Origin of the sequence: Micromonospora sp. WMMA1363 (genome assembly GCF_030345795.1) — a bacterium.
Taxonomy (GTDB): Bacteria; Actinomycetota; Actinomycetes; order Mycobacteriales; family Micromonosporaceae; genus Micromonospora.
The window spans coordinates 967,771-986,398 of sequence record NZ_JAUALB010000001.1; the positions used below are offsets into that span (position 1 = coordinate 967,771).

Here is an 18,628-nt window from a genome sequence, read left to right on the forward strand (position 1 = left end):
GTCGGACGGTGAGGTAGCCGGCCCGGCGCCGGTTGAGCCGGGCTGGCACATCGGAGGTTGAAGACGCCGTACCGGCCGGTCATGGTTGTCACACCTCCGGTACGGGTGGCGTCCACTTGGGAGCGTGTCCAGACCTCTGGCCTAGACGTGAATCACGCTCGTCCGATTACGCTGCGTACTGACGGACGGCGGATCCGAACCGGGTAGGCACCCCCCGTATCGGGTCAACTCGACGACTCTGCTGTAATCATCAGGCTTCGTACGCAGAGCGAGCGTTTGGCTCCGATGCGTTCGTCAATTGTCACATTCATGCAACGCAGCCGCCCCTTGACCCCCGCTCGGGCGCCGGGAAGCATCGATGAAGCGGCGTCCCGGGCCGTGGGGAGATACCTGGATCAGCCAAGGAGGACCATGTCGGTCAGCCCCGCTTCGTCGCGCGCCGGATGGCATACGTCCCAACCCGCTGTTCCCGGTCGCCCCCCGGGCGGCCAGCGCCGGCCCGCCAACACCGCCGCCCCGGTGCTCACCGTGACCCTGTCGATCCCGCTGGCCAACGAGGAGGCGCTCACACCGCCCGCGCGACGGCTCCTCGAGGCGGCTCGTGAGCTGCTGGAACGCGGCGAGGGCACGATCATCTCCGGCGGTGCGGCCGTGGTCGAGCGCCGGGCGGAGGCCATCCCGGCCAACCGCTCGTCCCGACCGCTCGCCCCGACCATCCCCACACTGCACATCCTCGCCTCGTCTCGGTCCGTGCTGCGCGACGGCGAGCCGCTGCCGCTGACCCGCCTGGAGTTCGACCTCCTGCTGCACCTGGTCGCCCATCCCCGGCGGGTGTTCACCCGGCTCCAGCTGCTCAACGCGGTCTGGGGCTACGAGCACGCCGGGGTACGCACGGTGGACGTGCACGTCCGCCGGTTGCGCGGCAAGGTCGGCGTGGACGTACCCCTGGTCACCACGGTCTACGGCGTCGGCTACCGGCTAGCCGACGACGCCCGGGTCACGATCGACCGCAGCGGCTGAGCGACCGCCGGGAGCCCGTCCAGCGGTCCCCGAGCCACCCCGCGTCGCGCGGCCGGGCACAATGGGTGCGCGTGCGGGTCCGTCCGATCTCTCCCGAGCGCCTCGTCGCGGAACTGGCCGACCGGCTCGCCGGCACCGCCGCCGGTGGGCGGCTGCGGGTGGCCGTGGACGGTCCACCCGCGGCCGCGCCGGACGCCCTGGCCGCCGCGCTGGTCGATCCGCTGCGCGCCCGCGGCCGAGCGGCGCTGCACATCCGCGTGGCGGATTTTCTGCGCCCGGCCTCGGTCCGGCTCGAACACGGGCGCACCAACCCGGACGCGTACTACGAGGACTGGGTCGACGTGGCCGGACTTCGTCGGGAGGTGCTCGATCCGGCGGGCCCCGACGGTTCCGGGCGGGTGCTGCCGTCGCTCTGGGACGCCGCCGTCGACCGCGCCAGCCGGACTGCGTACGTCACGCTCCCCGAGCGCGGGGTGCTGCTGGTCGACGGGGCCCTGCTGCTGGGCGGCGGCCTGCCGTTCGACGTCACCGTTCACCTGGCGCTCTCCCCGGCCGCGCTGCGCCGGCGCACCGATCCCGGGCTGCGGTGGACCCTGCCGGCCTTCGCCCGCTACGCGCACGAGGTCGATCCGGCGGCGTTCGCCGACGTGGTGGTGCGAGCCGACGACCCCCGCCACCCGGCCCTGGTCGAGTCGGACTGAAACCGGCGCGGATCCCCGGTTTGGTCAATCGGAGACCGGGGTAATCGCCCGGCTCACAAGCGTACGGGTGACACCCGTACGGCGACGACCGCGACCCCCCCGGGGCCGGTGGCTCCGGTGGACCGTGAGCCCTCAGAAAGGCAGGCAGCGATGCTCGTCCAAGACACGGTCGGCACGGGCCGATCCCAGGCGGAGGTCGACCAGATCCGGCAGTCCCTGCGGGCCCGCTACGACGAGCTCACCACGGAGTACGAGCAGGCCGTGTTGCAGTGCCAGGTGTTGCGCCTGGTGGAGGTGGGCGACACCGCCGGGGACGACCAGGCCGACAGCGGCACCAAGACCGCCGAGCGGGACACCGCGCAGTCCCTGCTGCGCACCATTGTCGACCGCCGGGCCCAGTACGAGCACGCCCTGGCCCGGCTGGACGAGGGAACGTACGGATTCTGCGAGGGCTGCTCGGCGCCCATCCCCGTGGAGCGGTTGGAGATCTTCCCATCGGCGACCACCTGCGTGACGTGCAAGCAGACCAGGGAGCGTCGGGCGGCCTGACGCCGGGCCGGTGCCGGCTGGTCCGGGGCGCGGTGAGCCGCACCATGGGCGAGACCTCACCGAGGGGCATCCGTCAAACAGGCAGCGGCGGTGGGAGTTGGCGCACAGGATGCCGGCGGTGTCTCACCCCAACCGGGTGACGCCAGCTCACCCGGCCGGCGAGCACGATCGGGAGTGCGTGCCGCAGCCCTCCGCAAGGGCGCGGATCGGACAGTGCGGGGAGGTGGCCGGAGATGACGGTTCGGGTGAGACCGGATCGCCGCCGCGATGGCGTCCTGCACGTCGTCGGGAATCCCGGTGGCGGGCAGTGTGCGCCGCGGACCGGCCGGATCAGCCCAATACGACAGTGGCGCGGTCCGGCGGGGCCGCCGCGGCGGGCCGACGACCGACGGTGGGAAACCGACGTACGGGGGTGGAGAGATGGCTGAGCAGCTGCAATCTGCGATCGACTCGTCGATGGAGACGACGAACCTGATCCTCAAGGACATCGAGAACGCGTACGGCTGGCCGAAGGAGCAGCGCAACCAGTCCTACAGCGCGCTACGTACGGTTCTTCACCTGCTGCGCGACCGGATGCCGGTGCAGGAGAGCGTGGAGTTCGCCGCGCAGTTGCCGGTGGTGCTGCGGGGTATCTACTTCGACGGTTGGCAGCCGATGGACGTGCCGGTCAAGCTGAATCGGGACGACTTCCTCCTCGAGGTCCGGCAGCGCTTTCCGTACGACGTCGACGGCGGCACGGAACGGGTCGTCCAGGTGGTGCTGGACGCCCTGCGCCGGCACGTCACCACGCCGGGGCAGTGGGATGACGTGGTCGACACCATGCCCAAGGATCTGGCCCGGATGCTGGCCTGACCCATGGCCCACCCGACGGCCCGCCCCACGCCCGGGGCGGGCCGTCCGCGTACGCCTCAGCCCCGGCACGGCCCGCCGGCGCTGAGGCGCGAACCGGCCGTGCCGGACACTCCGGACGTCTACCGTGTGGTTAGAGAGGATCGGGCGGGATCACCGCCCGCTACCCGGCACGACGGACCCCGGCTCAGCGGCGGGGCGGCACATCCGAGGGAGCACCATGGCACTCAACGACGACGACATGACGACCAGTGGCGGCGGTGGTCTCGAAGGGCCGGCCGACGGCGGTGCGACCCCGGGGAAGCAGGACGGCGGGGCCGACGGTGGCGCCGACCGCGGTGCCGACCGGGGCGCCGACGGTGGCGCGGAGGGCCCGGCCGACGGCGGTGCGACGCCGGGGAAGCAGGACGGCGGCGCCGACGGTGGCGCGGAGGGCCCGGCCGACGGCGGCGCGACGCCGGGGAAGCAGGACGGCGGCGCCGACGGCAGCGCCTCCTGAGCGGCACGCCGTGAGCCACACCGACCCGCCGGCTGGCCAGGGGCGCCCGGCGGATCCGTCCGCCGTCGCCACCATCGCCCTCGCCCGCTGCGTGTCCGTCGAGCCGGCCAAGTTCGCCACCGCCCACTGGGGGCGCACCCCGCTGCTGTCCCGCGCCGACGAGCTGCCCAACCCCTGTGGCTTCACCGACCTACTCAGTCCCGCCGACGCCGACGACCTGCTCAGCCGCCGCGGCCTGCGTACCCCCTTCCTACGGGTCGCCAAGGACGGTGAGCTGGTGCCGGCGGCGCGCTACACCGGCGGTGGTGGCGCCGGCGCCGAGATCGGCGACCAGGTCCTCGACGAGAAGGTCCTCGACCTGTACGCCGGCGGCGCCACCCTGGTGCTCCAGGGGCTGCACCGCACCTGGCCCACCGTGCACGACTTCGCTCGGGACCTCGGCCTGGCCGTGGGGCAGCCGTTGCAGGTCAACGCCTATCTGACCCCCGCCGGCAGTCAGGGCTTCGGCACCCACTACGACACCCACGACGTGTTCGTGCTCCAGGTGGACGGCCGCAAGCACTGGCGGGTCCATCCGCCCGTGCTGCCGGAGCCGCTGGAGCGGCAGCCGTGGGGCGGCCGAGCCGACGAGGTCGCCGCCTCCGCGGAGGGCGTCGCCGCGCTCGACGTGGCGCTCACCCCCGGCGACGCGCTCTACCTGCCGCGCGGCTGGCTGCACAGCGCGCAGGCACAGGAGTCCAGCTCGCTGCACCTGACCGTCGGCGTCCGCGCGCTGACCCGGTACACGCTGGTCGAGGAGTTGCTCGCGCTCGCCGCCGAGGACCAGCGGCTGCGGGCCACCCTTCCGTTCGGGATCGACGTGTCTGACTCGGACGCGATCGAACCAGAGCTGACCGAGACCGTGGAGGCGCTGCGGGACTGGCTGCTGCGGGCCGACCCGGCGGCAGTGGCCGTCCGGCTCCGCCAGCGTGCCTGGCCGGCCGCCCGACCCGCGCCGATCCGCCCCCTCGCCCAAGCCACCGCGCTCACCGGGCTGGGGCCCGACGACCGCGTCACCCCGCGTCCCGGCCTGCGGTGGCGGCTCGATCCCGCGGGCGAGAAGGTGGCGTTTCGGATCTTCGACCGGACGCTGACCCTGCCCGGCACGTGCGAACCGGCGTTGCGGGCCCTGCTCGCCGGAGAGGTCACCCGCGTCGGTGACCTACCCGGACTGGACGACGACGCCGACCGGGTCACCCTGGCCCGCCGGCTGCTCCGCGAGGCGGTGGTCGTCCCCGCCTGAGCGGTCCGCTCGACGCCGCCGGGCGCACCGTGTCGATCACGCCGTTGCCGGCGGTCCGCCGTTGACCTCCTGATCGACCGGTCAGGGGGCCAGGGTGAGCAACAGGACCGTCGTCGCCAGGCCGGCGACCAGGACGATCGCGGCCGGGCGGGGGCCGAGCAGGGCATGCCGGCGGTCGGCCACCACCTTCGCGGGCACCAGACCGACCAGCGGCCCGAGCAGGATCACCACCAGCGCCAGCACCGGCAGCCCGACCGCCAGGTCACCCCCGTACCGGTCGCCCGCCGCCCGGGCCACCGTCCCCAGCGCGTACGCGACCAGTGCGCCGGCCACCCCGCAGAGGGCCAACAGCGGATTCACCGAGCCCGGCAGCTCGCCGGGCTGCCCGGCGCGGGCGAGCAGATCCCGCACCGCGGCCAGCAGCACCGGCGGGTCCCCGACGGCTCCCGCGACCGGTCCGGGTGGTGGGCCGACCCGGCGGCCGACCTGGCCGAGCCGGTTCCGCAGCTCCTGCCACAACGCGGTGGCCTCGGCATCGACCCGGTCCTGAAGCTCACGGGCGGCCGCCAGGTTTCGTTCGGCCCGGTGCACCTGGTCCTCGGCGTCGGCCACCGCCTTCCGCGCGGCGGCGCACTGCTGGTCGTGCCAGGTGTGTGCCTCCGTCCGCTGGGCCTGGACCCGCTCGGTCAGCTCGGCCAGCCGGCGCACCTGCGCCGTGTACGACTCCTCGGTCACCGATTCGTTCACCGCTCCGGCCCGTACGGGATGACCGTCTGCCCGGTGCGGTGCACCGCCCGGTCGAAGAAGAGTCCCCGCCATGGGCGGGGATACCAGTCCGGCCCACCGGTGCCCGGGTACAGCGACGAGCCCAGCTCGCCGCCGTGCGCGTCGAGCGCCACCCAGGCGCCGATCTGATCGGTGCGCGCTGCCGGCCCGCCCAGGTCGGCGCGCATCCGCGCCACGCCCCGCCACCAGGCCAGCACGTGTGTCCGCCGTTCGGGGCCGTCGTGCAGGATCCGGCGCAGCCGCTCCAGCCCGGTCCAGCCGTCGACCCGGGTGGCCAGCGAGCCGGCGGCCGCGTCGACCGCGTACAGCAGCAGGTAGTGTGGGCTGCCGGCGCCCGGAGTGCCCAGCCCCGCGGCGGTCTCGGCCATCAACTCGGTCACGCTCTCCTCGTCGTACCAGGCGGCGTCGTCGGCGGCCAAGCCCTCGTAGAGGGCCCGCGCGGCGGGGTCGGCGTCCGGGTCCAGACAGGCGATGGAGAACCGGGCGGTCCCGGGACGGTGCTGCCGGGCCAGGGACCGGGCGGCGGCGTCGAGCACCGCGCACGCCTCGTCGACCCGGGTGCCGAGCACGGCGAGGTTGCGCCCCGGTGCGCGGGGCAGCCGCAGCGCCGCGGAGCGGGCCTGCACATCGATGATCTCGCCGAGGAGGGCCACCGGCGCCCGCGGTGTGCCGGTCTTCGGGGCGGACAGCGCCCGGAAGTCCGGCGCGTCGGCCAGCCGGGGGACAGCGTCGCCGTCGAACAGCCGGGCCGGCGCGGCCTCGGGCGGACGCATCCGCCACAGCCGGTGTTGCAGGTCGCTCCACGTCTCCCAGTCGCTCGCCGCCGGGATCCGAGCGATCTCGTTCCCCTCGACCAGCCCCGACTCGGCGTTGACGACCGCGTGGTGGCGGGGCAGAGACTGCGCGGCGTCGTTGCGTTCGGCGAGAATCCGGAGCGCCTTCGGCAGGGCGATACGCAGGGTGAACTGGGCGACCAGGGCGGGCCGCCCCCACAGCGCCTCGATGCCCCGCACGTCCTGCGAGGCGAGCACCAGGTGGATGCCCTGGGACCGGCCGCGGCGGGCCAGGTCCTCCAGCAGGTCGGCGGCTTCCCGGGCGACCGCGTCCCGGCCGGCCAACAGCATCTGGAACTCGTCGACCACCGCGACGATCCGTGGCCAGTGCCCGGTCGGGTCCACCGCCCGCAGCTCGGCGAGCTTGGTGACCTCGTGCTTCTTCGCCGCGTCGGCGCGCCGGCGCAGCTCCTCGGCGAGGAAACGCAGCAGCGCCAAACCGAACTCCCGGTCGGTGTTGACGTTGATGCCGACCAGCCGCATGTGCGGCAGCCAACTCGGGTCGCGCCGGCCCTGCGCGAACCGGGCGAAGGACACCCCCTCCTTGAAGTCCAGCAGGTAGAACTCCAGCTCGGCCGGGGAGTACCGGGCGGCGAGCGCGCCGATCCACGCGAAGATCAGGTTGGTCTTGCCGGTGCCGGACGGGCCACCGATGAGGGCGTGCGGCGGGTAGTCACCGAGGGCGAGCCGCACCGGTCGGCCATCCGGGCCCGCACCGATCGGCGCGGTCAGGCCGGTCGCCGAATCCTCCCGCCACATCTGCTCCGGCGCAGGGAGCAGGTCGGTGAACGGGGTGGGCGCCGGTCCGGCGTTGACCCGGGTGGCCACCGCGCGGCAGGTCTCCGTGACCAGGGTGGCTGGGGGCGCCGGGTCGAGGTGGACCGGCGGCGCGCCGGCGACGCGGGCGCCGCCCGGCCCGACCCGGATCCGGGTGACGGTGGGGTCGTCCGGCAGCGTCAGACCCCGGACCACGAGATGGACCCCGCAGGCCGCACCGGTGCGGACGATCCGGTCGAGCTGGCCGCGTTCGCGCCGGGACGGCTCCTCCCCGCCGAGCAGCACCGCCACCCGCCACGGCTCGGGCCGGCGGCCGGTGGCGGCGGCCAGCTCGCGCAGCGAGGCGTGCTCACCGGCGAGCACCGCGGCGTTGATCCGGCGGATGTGCTCCACCAGGTCGTCGAGCAGCCGGCCCAACCCGCCCGGGCCGACCGACGTCAGCAACCCTGCCGTGCCCAGCGGCGCGAAGCCCGCCACCCCGCCGCCCAGGTGTTCCGGGTCGTACCCGGTCAGCCGGACCGTACCCGGGGCGGTGTGGCCGATCGCGCGCAGCAGCAGCGCCGACACGACAGCTTCGCTCGCCACCCGATCCTCACCGACGAGCGCGACGTGACCGGCGTCGAGCAGCGGCACCAGCGCCGGAACGGGATCCGCGCCGGGCACCCCGAGCGTGCCCACCCGCAGCGCCCCCTGCGGCGTCGCCCGGCCGGCGGGGGTGGGTCGCCACCGCTCCCACTCGGCCGACGCGGCACCGGGCGCCTCCCGGTGCGCCGCGTCAGCTGCCCGGCGGGTCAGTTCCGCGATCCGGGTGGCGTGCCGACCGTCGATGTCGGCGAGCCGACGGTCCCGCTGGGCGCCGACCCGCGCGGGCACCGCTGCCGCGGCCCGCCGGACGCGGGTCAGTCGGTCCCGTTCGGCGGCCACCTCCGCCTGCGCCCCGGCCACCCGGGTCCGGGCAGCCCCGAGGGCCTCGCCGAGTGTCCGCCGGACCCGGGCGGCGAGCTGCGCGCGCCGGTCAGCCATCGACGTTCCGTCGGTACGGCGTCCGCCACGCCGGGGTCCCGGCTGGGCCGGGCCGGTCGGTTGTCGGCGCCGTGCGGCGTACCTCGGTCGCCCGCTGCTGGCCGGCGGCTACCCGAGCGCGGGCGGCGTCGGCCTGCTCCCGGGCGGCGGCGCGGCGCTTCCACTCGGCGTCGGCCGCCCGGTCGCGTTCCACGGCGGCCCGCCGTCGGTCCTCGACTCCGGCCTGCCGGCCCCGTACGTCCGTGGCCCGGCGCTCTCGCTCCTCGTCGGTCGGCAGCTCCCGCCCGAGGCGGTCGAGCAGGACACCGGCGAGGACGCCGGCGCTGACCGCCGGATCGGCCGCGTGTGGGCGCTCGTCGTCGGCGCGACGGGGCGGTGGCATCCGGCAGACCCGGGTGAGCAGGGTCTCCAGCACCGGGGCGGGCAAGCCTGGCAGCAAATCCCGGACCCGGCCGTCCAGCGCCCGGTGCAGCCGGGGCAAATCCTCCGCGCGTGGCGGGTGGCCGAGCAGCTCCCCGGCCAGCTCCCGCAGCAGGGGTGGCGCAACCGCCGCCAGGCCCAGGCCGACGTCGGCGTGCGTGCGGCCCAGCTCGGCCCGCAGCCGCTCCCGGTCGCCGGAGCGGACCTCGCGGACGACGCGGCGCAGCAGCTCACCGGGGTCGGTGGCGGCCCCGTCGGGGCGGTCCGCCACAGTGGCGGTGCCGCCGGTCAGCTCTGCCACCCGGACCGCCCACCAGCGCGGCGCGGGCGTGTCAGCCGCCGGCTCGGGCGCGACCACCACCCTCGGCGCCGCGTCGGGCGGGTCGTGCGCGGGCCGTCGCTGCTCGGGCGCCGTTCCCGGCGTGGGCCCGCCGTCGGGTGCGAGTCCGATCGCTGCCAGGTACGCAGACAGTTGCTCCTGTGCCACGCGCAGCGCGTACCCGGCGGTCTCGGCGTGCTCGATCGCGCTGGACAGCTCCGGGACCCCCATCGGGTCGGCGGACTCCTGGCGTACCCAGCGCAGCCGCTCGGCGGCCAGCCCGAACCGCTCCAGGGCGAGGGTCAGCTGGCCGAGCGGCAGGTCATCGGTGGCGGCGCGCACCTGGGCGGCGAAATCCTCGACGATGGACACGGCGGCGGTCAGAGGGTCGCGACGTACAGCTGCGCCTGCTCGACCGCCACCAGGGTCGCGGCGAGGCACTCCTCCAACTCCTGGCCGGCCTGGGTCAGCGACGCCTGGGCGGCGTCCACTGTCTCGTGCCCGCTGCCCTCCAACGCGCCGGCCAGGGTCTGCTGCGCCTCGGCCAACTTCTCACCGGCCGCCTGCACGGCGCTCTGGCCGTCGCCGATCTGTTGGAGCGCGACATCGATGGCTGCCTTGAGCTCGGCGACGCTCGCCACGGCGGAACCTCCTGGGGGCGGGGAGGCCTCCATTAGAGCCTATCGGCCGCGGGGAGAGAACATCCGCCCTGTCAGTGTTCTTCTCTACTGACCGGTTGCCACCCGGACGCGTCGGAAGTCCGATCAATGGGACTCCCGGGGGTGGGTGTCCCGGTCGGTCAACCAGCGTGGCCCGTACACCTCGGCACCCCGCCGCGTCACGCGTTCGCGCAGCGCCCGGTCGGCGGTGACAACCAACCGGCGGCGCTGCGGGGCGGCGGCGACCAGGTCGACGATCGCGTCGTCGCCGGAGCGCTCCGCCGCCACCACCCGGATCCCCGGCGCTGGGTCGATCCCCCGAGCCGCGCCCTCGACCACCAACACCACGTCCACCGGCGGCGGCAGTTCCGGCGGCACACCGGAGGTGGCAAGCGGGAGCAGCGAGTCCCGCAGCCGGCCGGCGGCCCCGGCCCGGTCCCGCCACCATCCGTCCGGCCGGGACCCGACCACGTTGGCGGCATCCACGATCAGCAGCGGCCTGGCGTCCATACCGACAGCCTGCCATCCGGCGGAGCCGCACCGGGGCGTGGCACCGGGCGTGGCGCCGGTGGCGTTTGCCCACGCGACCGCCGGGTAGCCCCTGGCGACCGTGCCGCGCCCGAGCAGCGGAGGACAGAGATGATGGGACCCGGCGACTTCGGCTCCGACCCATGGGACGAGTTCCTGGCCCGGTACTTCGGCCGGAGCGAGGGCGGGCGCAGGCCAGCGCACCGGGTCGACATCACCCGGCTGATGACCGCCGACGCCCGGGAGATGCTCGCCGACGCGGCCCGGCGAGCGGCCCAGAAGCACAGCAACGACCTGGACACCGACCACCTGCTCTGGGCGGCCCTGCAACGCGAACCGCTGCGCGACCTGATCCGCCGGGCCGGTGCCGACCCGGACACGTTGGTCAACGCGCTCGGCGGTCGGGGGGACGGCGCGCCACGCGGCGAGGTCCCACCGAACCTCTCACTCACCCCCGCGGCCAAGCGGGCGCTGCTCGACGCCCACCAGCTCTCCCGCGCCATGGGTGCCAACTACATCGGCCCAGAGCACATCCTGATGGCGTTGCCGCTGAACCCGGAGTCGCCGGCCGGGCGGATGCTCGCCGCCGGTCGGATCCAACCCGAGTCGCTACAGGCGGCCAACGCCGAGCGGGGACCGATGGCCGGGCCGAGGCCGGACCGGGGCACCCCGACCCTCGACCAGTACGGCCAGGACCTCACCGACCTCGCCCACAACGACCAGATCGACCCGGTGATCGGGCGCGCCGAGGAGATCGAACAGGCGGTGGAGATCCTGTCCCGGCGGACCAAGAACAACCCGGTGCTCATCGGCGAGGCCGGGGTCGGCAAGACCGCCATCGTGGAGGGTCTCGCGGAGCGCATCTGCGACGGCGACGTGCCGCAGACGCTGGTCGGCAAGCGGGTGATCCAGCTCGACCTCGCCGGACTGGTCGCCGGTACCCGCTACCGAGGAGATTTCGAGGAGCGGCTGAAGAAGGTCATCGACGAGATCCGGACGCACCGCGAGGAGCTGATCATCTTCCTCGACGAGATCCACACCCTGGTCGGCGCGGGCGGCGCCGGCAGCGAGGGCAGCATGGACGCGTCCAACATGCTCAAACCTGCACTGGCCCGCGGCGAGTTGCGGGTGATCGGTGCGACCACACTGGACGAGTACCGGCGCAGCATCGAAAAGGACGCCGCACTGGCCCGCCGCTTCCAGCCGGTCTTCGTGCCCGAGCCGAGCGTCGAGGACACCGTGGCCATCCTGCGTGGCCTGCGCGACCGCTACGAGGCCCACCACCAGGTCCGCTTCACCGACGAGGCGCTCGTCGCCGCCGCCGAGCTGTCCGACCGGTACCTCACCGACCGCTTCCTACCGGACAAGGCGATCGACCTCATCGACCAGGCGGGCGCCCGAATCCGCCTGCGTACCCGCACCCCGGCCGCCGACGTGCGGGAGTTGGAGCAGCAACTCGACGAGGTGCGCCGGGACAAGGAGCAGGCCGTCACCGACGAGCGGTACGAGAAGGCGTCCGCCCTGCGGGACCGGGTCGCCGAACTCGAGGAGCAGATCCGCCGCGCCCGTGGCGACGAGGGGGCCGCCACGCAGGTGCCGGCGGTCGGACCGCCGGAGATCGCCGAGGTGGTGTCCCGGGCCACCGGCATCCCGGTTCAGCAGCTCACCGAGGAGGAGCGGGACCGGCTCTTGCGGCTGGAGGGCTACCTGCACGAGAAGGTCGTCGGCCAGGACGACGCGGTCAGTGCCGTCGCCGAGGCGGTGCGCCGCTCCCGTACCGGCCTGGCCGACCCCGACCGGCCGATGGGCAGCTTCCTGTTCCTCGGCCCCACCGGCGTCGGCAAGACCGAACTGGCCCGGGTGCTCGCCGAGGCGCTCTTCGGCGAGTCCGACCGGATGGTCCGCGTCGACATGAGCGAGTTCCAGGAACGGCACACCGTCAGCCGGCTCGTCGGTGCGCCGCCCGGGTACGTCGGATACGAGGAGGCCGGGCAGCTCACCGAGGCGGTGCGCCGTCGCCCGTACGCGGTGGTGCTGCTCGACGAGATCGAGAAGGCGCACCCGGACGTGTTCAACATCCTGCTCCAGGTGCTCGACGACGGGCGGCTCACCGACAGCCAGGGCCGCACGGTGAACTTCAAGAACACCGTCCTGATCATGACAAGCAACCTCGGGTCGGAACTGATCACCGGCACCCAGCGCGCGGTCGGCTTCGGCGCCGGTGAGCCAGGCGGCGGGGAGAACGACGATCTACGCGAGCGGCTCATGCGCCGGCTCCAGGAGAACTTCCGGCCGGAGTTCCTCAACCGGATCGACGAGGTCATCGTCTTCCGCCGCCTCGAGGCCGAGCAGCTGCGCCAGATCACCGGGCTGCTGCTGGAGGAGACCCGCCGGCGGATGCACGCGCAGGACATCGAGGTGGACGTCACCACCGCCGGCACCGACTGGCTGGCCGAGCACGGTTACCAGCCGGAGTTCGGGGCCCGCCCGCTGCGCCGGGTGATCCAGCGGGAGGTGGACAACCGGCTTTCCCGGATGCTGCTGGAAGACGAGGTCTCGTCCGGCCAGAAGGTCGTCGTGGACGCCCGGGACGGACAGCTCACCTTCGATGTCGCCGAGGGTGGGCGCGGCCATCGCGCCGCCACGACGTCGCACCCTCGATGAGTCGGGAGGCCCGACGTGACCGAACCCGAGGAGAGCCGGGAGAACACCGAATCGACCGAACCGATCCTGGCGCCACCGACGGCGAACCCCGCCCGGGTGCAGGTGCCGCCGGAGGGTCTGGGCCAGCAGACCGACGAGTCGGACCAGCCACCGTCCGACCGCCGGCGAGAGGAGAGCTGATGGTACGCGAGCAGCGGCTCGACCCCGAGGTGGAGGTGCTCTGGGACGACTTCCACGAGCAGGTCAACGTGCCGTCCGAAAAGCTGCGGCAGTGGCTGCTCACCCGGGGCTCCGGGGAGGAGACGTTCGGCCCCGACCCTGACCTCGGCCTGCCCGAGCCGGGCCGGCGCATTCTGCGGGTCCTGACCAAACGCAAGGTGGACCTGACCCCGGACGACATCCGGACGATGCGCGACACGATCGAGCTGATCCAGGACCTAATGGACGCGAAACCACCCCGGGGAAACGCCGACGACGAGTGGCGGCACTCCCTGCTGGACCTCGGCCACGACGTGCTCGTGGAACGCTGAACCAGCCGACGACGTCACCAGCGCCGGCCCGTCGACCGGGACGGTGTCGTCACGTGCCCGCCGCGGCGGCAACGTCCCGGTCACCCGTGCGGGTCAGCCCTGGCCCGACTCCAGGCTGCCGACTGTCAGGCCGGCGGCGTCCGCCGCGACCTCCCGGTCGGCCCGGGTCTGTTCCTCCCGGGCGAGCAGGTTGGCGTACTCGGTGACGTCGGCCGGGTCGGGCACCTCGGGCAGGCGCCGCAGGAACGACTCCACGTCCCGGGCGGCGGCGGTGTGCGCGGCTGCCGCCTGCCGCAGGATCTCGCGGTCGTCGGCGGCGGGGTACAGGTCAGTCATGCCCGCCTGATACCCGGCGTCACGCCGTTCGCACCCCACCGACCGGTCCGGCGGCCGCCGGACCGCGGGCTCCGAACCCGGGGTTGCGCAGCAGCCAGGCCAGGTACGCCGGGTGCGCCGCCAGCGAGTCGGTGTAGGCGGCCAGCGCCGTCTCCAACACCAGATCGGCGACCCGGGCGGCCGGGGCGTCGGGGTGCCAGCCGAGCATCAGCCGCCACCGCAGCGGGATCCCGGCCAGCCGCCGGGTCACCAGGCCGGCGACCGGACGGAAGGTGGCCTGGCACAGCGCGACCCCCTCGCCCGCGTCCACCAGGTCCAGGCAACCGCGCACGTCCGCCTCGTACACCTTGCGGGGGGTGAAGCCGGCCCGGGCGCAGGCGGCGGCGAAGCAGTCGCCGAAGCAACCGTCGCCGGGCGCGGCCACCCACTGCTCGTGCCGCAGGTCCGCCAGGCGGACCTCCTCCCGGGTGGCCAGTGGGTGGGCCTCCGGCAGCAGCACGTGCACCGGGTCGATCGACACCTCCCGCCAGCACAACCCGTAGTCGCCGGATGGGCTGGAGTCGCCGCAGACGCCGTTGAGGGCGAAGTCCAGCCGGCCGCCGGCGACGAGCTGGGCAAGCTCGTCCACCGACCACGAGGCGTAGGTGGTGATCTGCGGGTGTGGCTGCTCGGCGGCGAGCCGGTGCACCAGGCGGCCGAGGATCGGGCTGTTGACCCCGCCGAACCGGTACCGGCGTGGGGCGTCGCCGGCACCGGCCAGTCGGGCGGCCTCGTCCTGCAGGCCCTTCATCGCCGGCAGCAGCACCCGGGCGCGGGCGAGCACCAGCTCGCCCAGCGCGGTGGGCCGGGCACCGCGCCGGTCGCGCTCGAACAGTGGGCCACCGAGGGTGCGTTCGATGCGTTGGAGCTGGGCGGTGAGCGCCGGCTGGGCCAGACCGAGCGTCGAGGCCGCCTTGGTCACGCTGCCCGTCTCGGCGATCGCGCAGACCACCCGGAGGTGGCGGAGCTCCAGGTTCATAGACAGACGGTAGGGCGGTGCGGCGGCTTGGGGAAGGGCTCGGGGGGATCAACGAGCCCCGATGTGTGAAGTGCCACTCCCTGCCGCCGCGACGGATCCGCCGGATCGGTCAGGTGCGCCGATCGCCCGGTCACCGCGTCGCGGCCCCTGCCGACCACCGCGACCGCCGGCTCGAGCCGGTTGCCCGGTGGGTGGCCGGGCGGGACGGGCCGGCCACCGCACGGGCGGTGTGGCGGGGCGCGGCGACCTGCCGGGGCGTGCGGCTGGTATTAAGAAGCGATGACGAGCGACGCCCCCGCGCACCCCGTGCCCACCGACGAGGTCGTCGACCTCTGCCGGGATCTGCTACGCATCGACACCACCAACACCGGCGACAACGACACCAGCGCCGGTGAGCGCCGCGCGGCCGAGTACGTGGCGGAGAAGCTCGCCGACGTCGGCGTGGAGTCCACGATCCACGAGTCGGCGCCCGGCCGGGCGAACGTGGTCGCCCGCATTCCCGGCGCCGACCCGGGCCGTCCCGCCCTGCTCGTGCACGGCCACCTGGACGTGGTGCCGGCCGACGCCGACGAGTGGTCGGTGCATCCGTTCTCCGGGGAACTGCGCGACGGCTACCTGTGGGGCCGGGGCGCGATCGACATGAAGGACTTCGACGCGATGGTGCTCGCGGTCGTCCGGCGGTGGCAGCGCACCAACGTCCAGCCGTCCCGGGACATCGTGCTCGCGTACACCGCCGACGAGGAGGCCGGCAGCGACTACGGCGCGCATTTCCTGGTGCACCGGCACCCGGAACTCTTCGACGGCTGCACCGAGGCGATCGGTGAGGTGGGCGGCTTCTCGTACACGGTCGACGACAGCCGGCGGCTCTACCTGATCGAGACCGCCCAGAAGGGCATCGACTGGCTGCGCCTGCACGCCAAGGGGCGCCCCGGCCACGGCTCGATGATGCACGACGACAACGCCGTCACCGCGCTCGCCGAGGCGGTCGCCCGGGTCGGCCGGCACCGCTTCCCGGTCGTGGTCACCGACACGGTGCGGGCGTTTCTGGAGGAGGTGTCGGAGGTGCTCGGCATCGAGCTGGACCCGGACGACCCGGAAACCGCGATCGCCAAGCTCGGCCCGATCGCCAGCATCATCGGCGCGACCGTCCGTAACACCGCCAACCCGACCCGGCTCGCGGCCGGGTACAAGGACAACGTCATCCCCGGGCGGGCCACCGCCACCATCGACTGTCGGAGTCTGCCCGGCCAGTCGCAGCTGTTGGAGCAGCAGTTGCGCGAGCTGGTCGGCCCGGAGATCGACATCGAGTATCTCCAGCGCCAGCCGGCGCTGGAGACCACCTTCGATGGTGACCTGGTGGCCGCGATGTCCGCGGCGCTGCGCGCCGAGGACCCGGGCGCCCGGCCGGTGCCGTACATGCTCTCCGGCGGCACCGACGCGAAGGCGTTCTCGCAGCTCGGCATCCGCTGTTTCGGCTTCGCGCCGCTGCGGCTGCCGGCCGACCTGAACTTCGCCGCGCTGTTCCACGGCATCGACGAGCGGGTTCCGGTGGACGGACTACAGTTCGGCGTGCGGGTGCTCGACCGGTTCCTCCGCACCTGCTGACCCGCGTCCGGTCTCCGGCGCGTTATTTCTCGAACATCGAAGGGACGCCGCATATGACCGACCAGCACGGTGAGCTGGACGCCGCACTCGAACGCGTCATCGAAGCGGCCCGCCACCACCTGGCCGCCGTCCGGGCCGCGCAGGGCCGCATCGACGACGACGACGTCTGGCAGGCGTACGTGGCGTTGAACAACGCGTCGTACGCCTATGACGAGCAGCTGATGGACGCCTTCGGTGAAGTCACCCCGTGGGACGTCGATTCGATCGACCCGGACGAGGCGGACCAGCGCTTCGGCGGCCTCGACGGAGCCGAACAGAACGATCCGCATCCGCGGGTCATCTCGGTGCGTCAGCGGCGCGACTACCGGGTGCCCAGTGTGGCGGCGCTGATCCGGGCCGCCGAGGCGGCCCGGCGCGACGGCACTCCCGCCGAGGACGAGGCCGCCCCCGTCGAGGGTGTGGGCGAGGCCGTACTGGAGCTGCTGCAGAGCGGGGATGGCTCGCTCGCCGCGCTGGACGTGCCGGAGTTGGAGCCGCTCGACGGTGTGGTGATGGTCAGCGAGGTCGGCGCCCCCGTCGACCTGGAGTCCTTCGACGACGACGACCCGGTCGGCCCGTTCCACCCGGCTCCCGACGACCGGCTCGTCGGCCGGCTCGACGAGCACCCGTTCCTGGAACTCGACGACGAGGAGCACGACCACGCCCACTGACCGGGGACTGGCCAGTGGGCGGGCCCCGGGGCCCCGACCGAGCGAGCGAGCGGTGCGGGCCCCGGGTGCGGCGGCCCGCCGGGTGCGGTGGGTGGACTCTGGTGGTCCGTCAGTACGACAGGCCCGGCTGCGGCTGGTTGATTCGCCGCCGACGCAGCATCACCTGCCGCGTGCCGTCCCGGAACAGCCGCACCCGGGCCAACTCCCATCCGGAGAACTCCGCCTGGATCGCCAGCTGCGCCGTGGCGGTCAACCGGTCGACATTCGGTGGCAACCGCAGCGGCGCGTATTCGTAGTCCATGGGCCCTATGCTGCCCAGCCCGCAGGACCGGCGCCACCCCCGGCGGGTTTGGCCGCGCCCCGTGTCCGGCGTACCCGACGTCCGCCCGCACGGGCGGCTATCCGGTGCGGGAACGTTCGCCGCCAGCAGCGTGGTCCCTGCCCCGGGCCGCACCCGGTCAGCCGTCGCGTTCCGGGTAGCCGACCTCCACGGCCGAGACGTCGTCGAGCGCGGTGACGATCTCGTCGGGCAGCGTCATCCGCTCGACCTGGAGCGCACCGAGCAACTGCCCGACGGTCCGCGCGCCCAGGATCGGCGCGACCACGCCCGGCCGGTCGCGGATCCAGGTCAGCGCGACCTCCAGCGGAGAGACGCCGAGCCCATCCGCGGCTGTGGCGACCGCCTCCACGATGCTGGAGCAGCGCGGCTCCAGGTAGGTGGCGACGAACCGCTCGAAGTGCGGCGACGCGGCCCGGGAGTCGGCCGGCCGGCCGTGCCGGTACTTGCCGGTGAGCACCCCGCGCCCCAGCGGCGACCAGGGCAGGACCCCCAGCCCGAGGGCCTCGCAGGCGGGGAGCACCTCCCGCTCGATGCCGCGCTCCAGCAGCGAGTATTCCACCTGGGCGGCCACCACCGGGGCTCGGCCTGGCCAGCCGGCCTGCCACGCCGCGGCGCGCGCGGTCTGCCACCCGGAGAAGTTGGACAGGCCCACGTAGCGGACGCGCCCGCTGGCCACCGTGTGGTCCAGCGCGGCGAGGGTCTCCTCCAACGGCGTGTCCGGATCATATCCGTGTACCTGGAACAGATCGACGTGATCGGTGCCGAGCCGGCGCAGCGAGGCGTCCAGCGTCCGCAGCAGGTGCCCGCGGGAGCCGTCGCGGCGTCGACTGCCGCCGGGGCGCAGACCCGCCTTGGTGGCGATGAGCAGATCTTCCCTCGGGACCAGCGTGCCCAGCAGCGAGCCGATCACCGATTCGGCGTCGCCGTCACCGTAGACGTCAGCCGTGTCGATCAGGTTGCCGCCCGCGTCGAGATAGCTCTTCAGCTGGGCGGCCGCATCGTCGGCGTCGGTGTCCCGGCCCCAGGTCATGGTGCCGAGGGCGAGCCGCGAAACCGCCAGCCCGCTTCGGCCGAGCGGTCGCTGTTGCATGCGTGAACCTTATTTCCAACGGGGCCGCACCGATATCCTCGCTCCCGGCAAGTCTGCCGGTTCAGGCGTAAATCCGCTCGTCCTGGCCAC

The 18,628-nt window shown here is 73.8% G+C and carries 20 protein-coding genes; 11 read left to right on the forward strand and 9 right to left on the reverse strand.

Going from position 1 to position 18,628, the window contains the following annotated elements; all coding sequences use genetic code 11:
• The first annotated feature begins 411 nt into the window (after positions 1-411).
• The 6 genes from QTQ03_RS04425 to QTQ03_RS04450 all read left to right on the forward strand — a co-directional run bounded on the left by QTQ03_RS04425 (position 412) and on the right by QTQ03_RS04450 (position 4,900).
• Positions 412-1,020: a winged helix-turn-helix domain-containing protein gene (locus QTQ03_RS04425; RefSeq protein WP_289276846.1), complete on the forward strand. Its 609-nt coding sequence runs from the start codon at positions 412-414 to the stop codon at positions 1,018-1,020.
• A gap of 71 nt (positions 1,021-1,091) precedes the next feature.
• Positions 1,092-1,721, forward strand: coding sequence for a nucleoside/nucleotide kinase family protein (locus QTQ03_RS04430; protein WP_289276847.1), 630 nt, complete (start codon positions 1,092-1,094; stop codon positions 1,719-1,721).
• Between the two features lie 150 nt (positions 1,722-1,871).
• Complete coding sequence (locus tag QTQ03_RS04435) at positions 1,872-2,270, forward strand: TraR/DksA family transcriptional regulator (RefSeq protein WP_289276848.1); 399 nt, start codon at positions 1,872-1,874, stop codon at positions 2,268-2,270.
• A 420-nt stretch (positions 2,271-2,690) separates the two neighbouring features.
• Positions 2,691-3,122 (forward strand): DUF2267 domain-containing protein, encoded by a 432-nt coding sequence (locus QTQ03_RS04440; RefSeq protein WP_289276849.1) that lies wholly within the window; start codon positions 2,691-2,693, stop codon positions 3,120-3,122.
• A 217-nt stretch (positions 3,123-3,339) separates the two neighbouring features.
• Positions 3,340-3,618, forward strand: coding sequence for a hypothetical protein (locus QTQ03_RS04445; RefSeq protein ID WP_289276850.1), 279 nt, complete (start codon positions 3,340-3,342; stop codon positions 3,616-3,618).
• Positions 3,619-3,628: 10 nt separating this feature from the next.
• Positions 3,629-4,900 (forward strand): cupin domain-containing protein, encoded by a 1,272-nt coding sequence (locus QTQ03_RS04450; RefSeq protein WP_289276851.1) that lies wholly within the window; start codon positions 3,629-3,631, stop codon positions 4,898-4,900.
• Between the two features lie 81 nt (positions 4,901-4,981).
• Here the strand turns inward: QTQ03_RS04450 and QTQ03_RS04455 are convergent, their stop codons facing one another.
• The 5 genes from QTQ03_RS04455 to QTQ03_RS04475 all read right to left on the reverse strand — a co-directional run bounded on the left by QTQ03_RS04455 (position 4,982) and on the right by QTQ03_RS04475 (position 10,227).
• Positions 4,982-5,647: a hypothetical protein gene (locus tag QTQ03_RS04455; protein ID WP_289276852.1), complete on the reverse strand. Its 666-nt coding sequence runs from the start codon at positions 5,645-5,647 to the stop codon at positions 4,982-4,984.
• Positions 5,644-8,319, reverse strand: coding sequence for an FtsK/SpoIIIE domain-containing protein (locus QTQ03_RS04460; protein WP_289276853.1), 2,676 nt, complete (start codon positions 8,317-8,319; stop codon positions 5,644-5,646). The genes QTQ03_RS04455 and QTQ03_RS04460 overlap by 4 nt, the downstream gene beginning before the upstream one ends.
• Entirely contained in the window at positions 8,312-9,430 is a 1,119-nt protein-coding gene (locus tag QTQ03_RS04465) for a thioesterase domain-containing protein (protein ID WP_289276854.1), read from the reverse strand. The genes QTQ03_RS04460 and QTQ03_RS04465 overlap by 8 nt, the downstream gene beginning before the upstream one ends.
• A gap of 8 nt (positions 9,431-9,438) precedes the next feature.
• On the reverse strand, positions 9,439-9,699 hold the full coding sequence (locus QTQ03_RS04470; protein WP_289276855.1) for a hypothetical protein: 261 nt from the start codon (positions 9,697-9,699) through the stop codon (positions 9,439-9,441).
• A gap of 123 nt (positions 9,700-9,822) precedes the next feature.
• Positions 9,823-10,227 carry an NYN domain-containing protein gene (locus QTQ03_RS04475; RefSeq protein ID WP_289276856.1) on the reverse strand — a complete coding sequence of 135 codons (405 nt, stop codon included), beginning with the start codon at positions 10,225-10,227 and terminating at the stop codon, positions 9,823-9,825.
• Between the two features lie 129 nt (positions 10,228-10,356).
• Between QTQ03_RS04475 and QTQ03_RS04480 the strand changes: the two genes are divergently transcribed.
• Genes QTQ03_RS04480 through QTQ03_RS04490 form a run of 3 tightly spaced genes read left to right on the forward strand, consistent with a single transcriptional unit; the run spans position 10,357 to position 13,439 of the window.
• Positions 10,357-12,909: an ATP-dependent Clp protease ATP-binding subunit gene (locus QTQ03_RS04480; RefSeq protein ID WP_289276857.1), complete on the forward strand. Its 2,553-nt coding sequence runs from the start codon at positions 10,357-10,359 to the stop codon at positions 12,907-12,909.
• Positions 12,910-12,924: 15 nt separating this feature from the next.
• Entirely contained in the window at positions 12,925-13,089 is a 165-nt protein-coding gene (locus tag QTQ03_RS04485; protein ID WP_289276858.1) for a hypothetical protein, read from the forward strand.
• Positions 13,089-13,439, forward strand: a complete 351-nt coding sequence (locus QTQ03_RS04490) for a DUF3140 domain-containing protein (protein WP_289276859.1) — start codon at positions 13,089-13,091, stop codon at positions 13,437-13,439. The genes QTQ03_RS04485 and QTQ03_RS04490 overlap by 1 nt, the downstream gene beginning before the upstream one ends.
• A gap of 93 nt (positions 13,440-13,532) precedes the next feature.
• Here QTQ03_RS04490 and QTQ03_RS04495 read toward each other — a convergent pair whose 3' ends face one another.
• Positions 13,533-13,775, reverse strand: a complete 243-nt coding sequence (locus QTQ03_RS04495) for a hypothetical protein (RefSeq protein ID WP_289276860.1) — start codon at positions 13,773-13,775, stop codon at positions 13,533-13,535.
• A gap of 19 nt (positions 13,776-13,794) precedes the next feature.
• Positions 13,795-14,793, reverse strand: a complete 999-nt coding sequence (locus tag QTQ03_RS04500; RefSeq protein WP_289276861.1) for a LysR family transcriptional regulator — start codon at positions 14,791-14,793, stop codon at positions 13,795-13,797.
• Positions 14,794-15,072: 279 nt separating this feature from the next.
• Here QTQ03_RS04500 and QTQ03_RS04505 point away from each other — a divergent pair, with 279 nt between their 5' ends.
• Positions 15,073-16,398: a M20/M25/M40 family metallo-hydrolase gene (locus QTQ03_RS04505; protein WP_289276862.1), complete on the forward strand. Its 1,326-nt coding sequence runs from the start codon at positions 15,073-15,075 to the stop codon at positions 16,396-16,398.
• 53 nt (positions 16,399-16,451) lie between these two features.
• Complete coding sequence (locus QTQ03_RS04510) at positions 16,452-17,108, forward strand: hypothetical protein (RefSeq protein WP_289276863.1); 657 nt, start codon at positions 16,452-16,454, stop codon at positions 17,106-17,108.
• 109 nt (positions 17,109-17,217) lie between these two features.
• Here the strand turns inward: QTQ03_RS04510 and QTQ03_RS04515 are convergent, their stop codons facing one another.
• Together QTQ03_RS04515 and QTQ03_RS04520 are read right to left on the reverse strand one after the other, a co-directional pair.
• Positions 17,218-17,409, reverse strand: a complete 192-nt coding sequence (locus tag QTQ03_RS04515; protein ID WP_289276864.1) for a DUF5703 family protein — start codon at positions 17,407-17,409, stop codon at positions 17,218-17,220.
• A gap of 157 nt (positions 17,410-17,566) precedes the next feature.
• Entirely contained in the window at positions 17,567-18,538 is a 972-nt protein-coding gene (locus QTQ03_RS04520; protein ID WP_289276865.1) for an aldo/keto reductase, read from the reverse strand.
• Positions 18,539-18,628: the final 90 nt, after the last annotated feature.

Coding starts and splice junctions, on each gene's coding strand:
- QTQ03_RS04425 (WP_289276846.1), top strand. CDS start 412: ATGTCGGTCAGCCCCGCTTCGTCGCGCGCCGGATGGCATACGTCCCAA.
- QTQ03_RS04435 (WP_289276848.1), top strand. CDS start 1,872: ATGCTCGTCCAAGACACGGTCGGCACGGGCCGATCCCAGGCGGAGGTC.
- QTQ03_RS04440 (WP_289276849.1), top strand. CDS start 2,691: ATGGCTGAGCAGCTGCAATCTGCGATCGACTCGTCGATGGAGACGACG.
- QTQ03_RS04445 (WP_289276850.1), top strand. CDS start 3,340: ATGGCACTCAACGACGACGACATGACGACCAGTGGCGGCGGTGGTCTC.
- QTQ03_RS04460 (WP_289276853.1), bottom strand. CDS start 8,319: ATGGCTGACCGGCGCGCGCAGCTCGCCGCCCGGGTCCGGCGGACACTC.
- QTQ03_RS04475 (WP_289276856.1), bottom strand. CDS start 10,227: ATGGACGCCAGGCCGCTGCTGATCGTGGATGCCGCCAACGTGGTCGGG.
- QTQ03_RS04480 (WP_289276857.1), top strand. CDS start 10,357: ATGATGGGACCCGGCGACTTCGGCTCCGACCCATGGGACGAGTTCCTG.
- QTQ03_RS04490 (WP_289276859.1), top strand. CDS start 13,089: ATGGTACGCGAGCAGCGGCTCGACCCCGAGGTGGAGGTGCTCTGGGAC.
- QTQ03_RS04495 (WP_289276860.1), bottom strand. CDS start 13,775: ATGACTGACCTGTACCCCGCCGCCGACGACCGCGAGATCCTGCGGCAG.
- QTQ03_RS04500 (WP_289276861.1), bottom strand. CDS start 14,793: ATGAACCTGGAGCTCCGCCACCTCCGGGTGGTCTGCGCGATCGCCGAG.
- QTQ03_RS04505 (WP_289276862.1), top strand. CDS start 15,073: ATGACGAGCGACGCCCCCGCGCACCCCGTGCCCACCGACGAGGTCGTC.
- QTQ03_RS04510 (WP_289276863.1), top strand. CDS start 16,452: ATGACCGACCAGCACGGTGAGCTGGACGCCGCACTCGAACGCGTCATC.
- QTQ03_RS04515 (WP_289276864.1), bottom strand. CDS start 17,409: ATGGACTACGAATACGCGCCGCTGCGGTTGCCACCGAATGTCGACCGG.
- QTQ03_RS04520 (WP_289276865.1), bottom strand. CDS start 18,538: ATGCAACAGCGACCGCTCGGCCGAAGCGGGCTGGCGGTTTCGCGGCTC.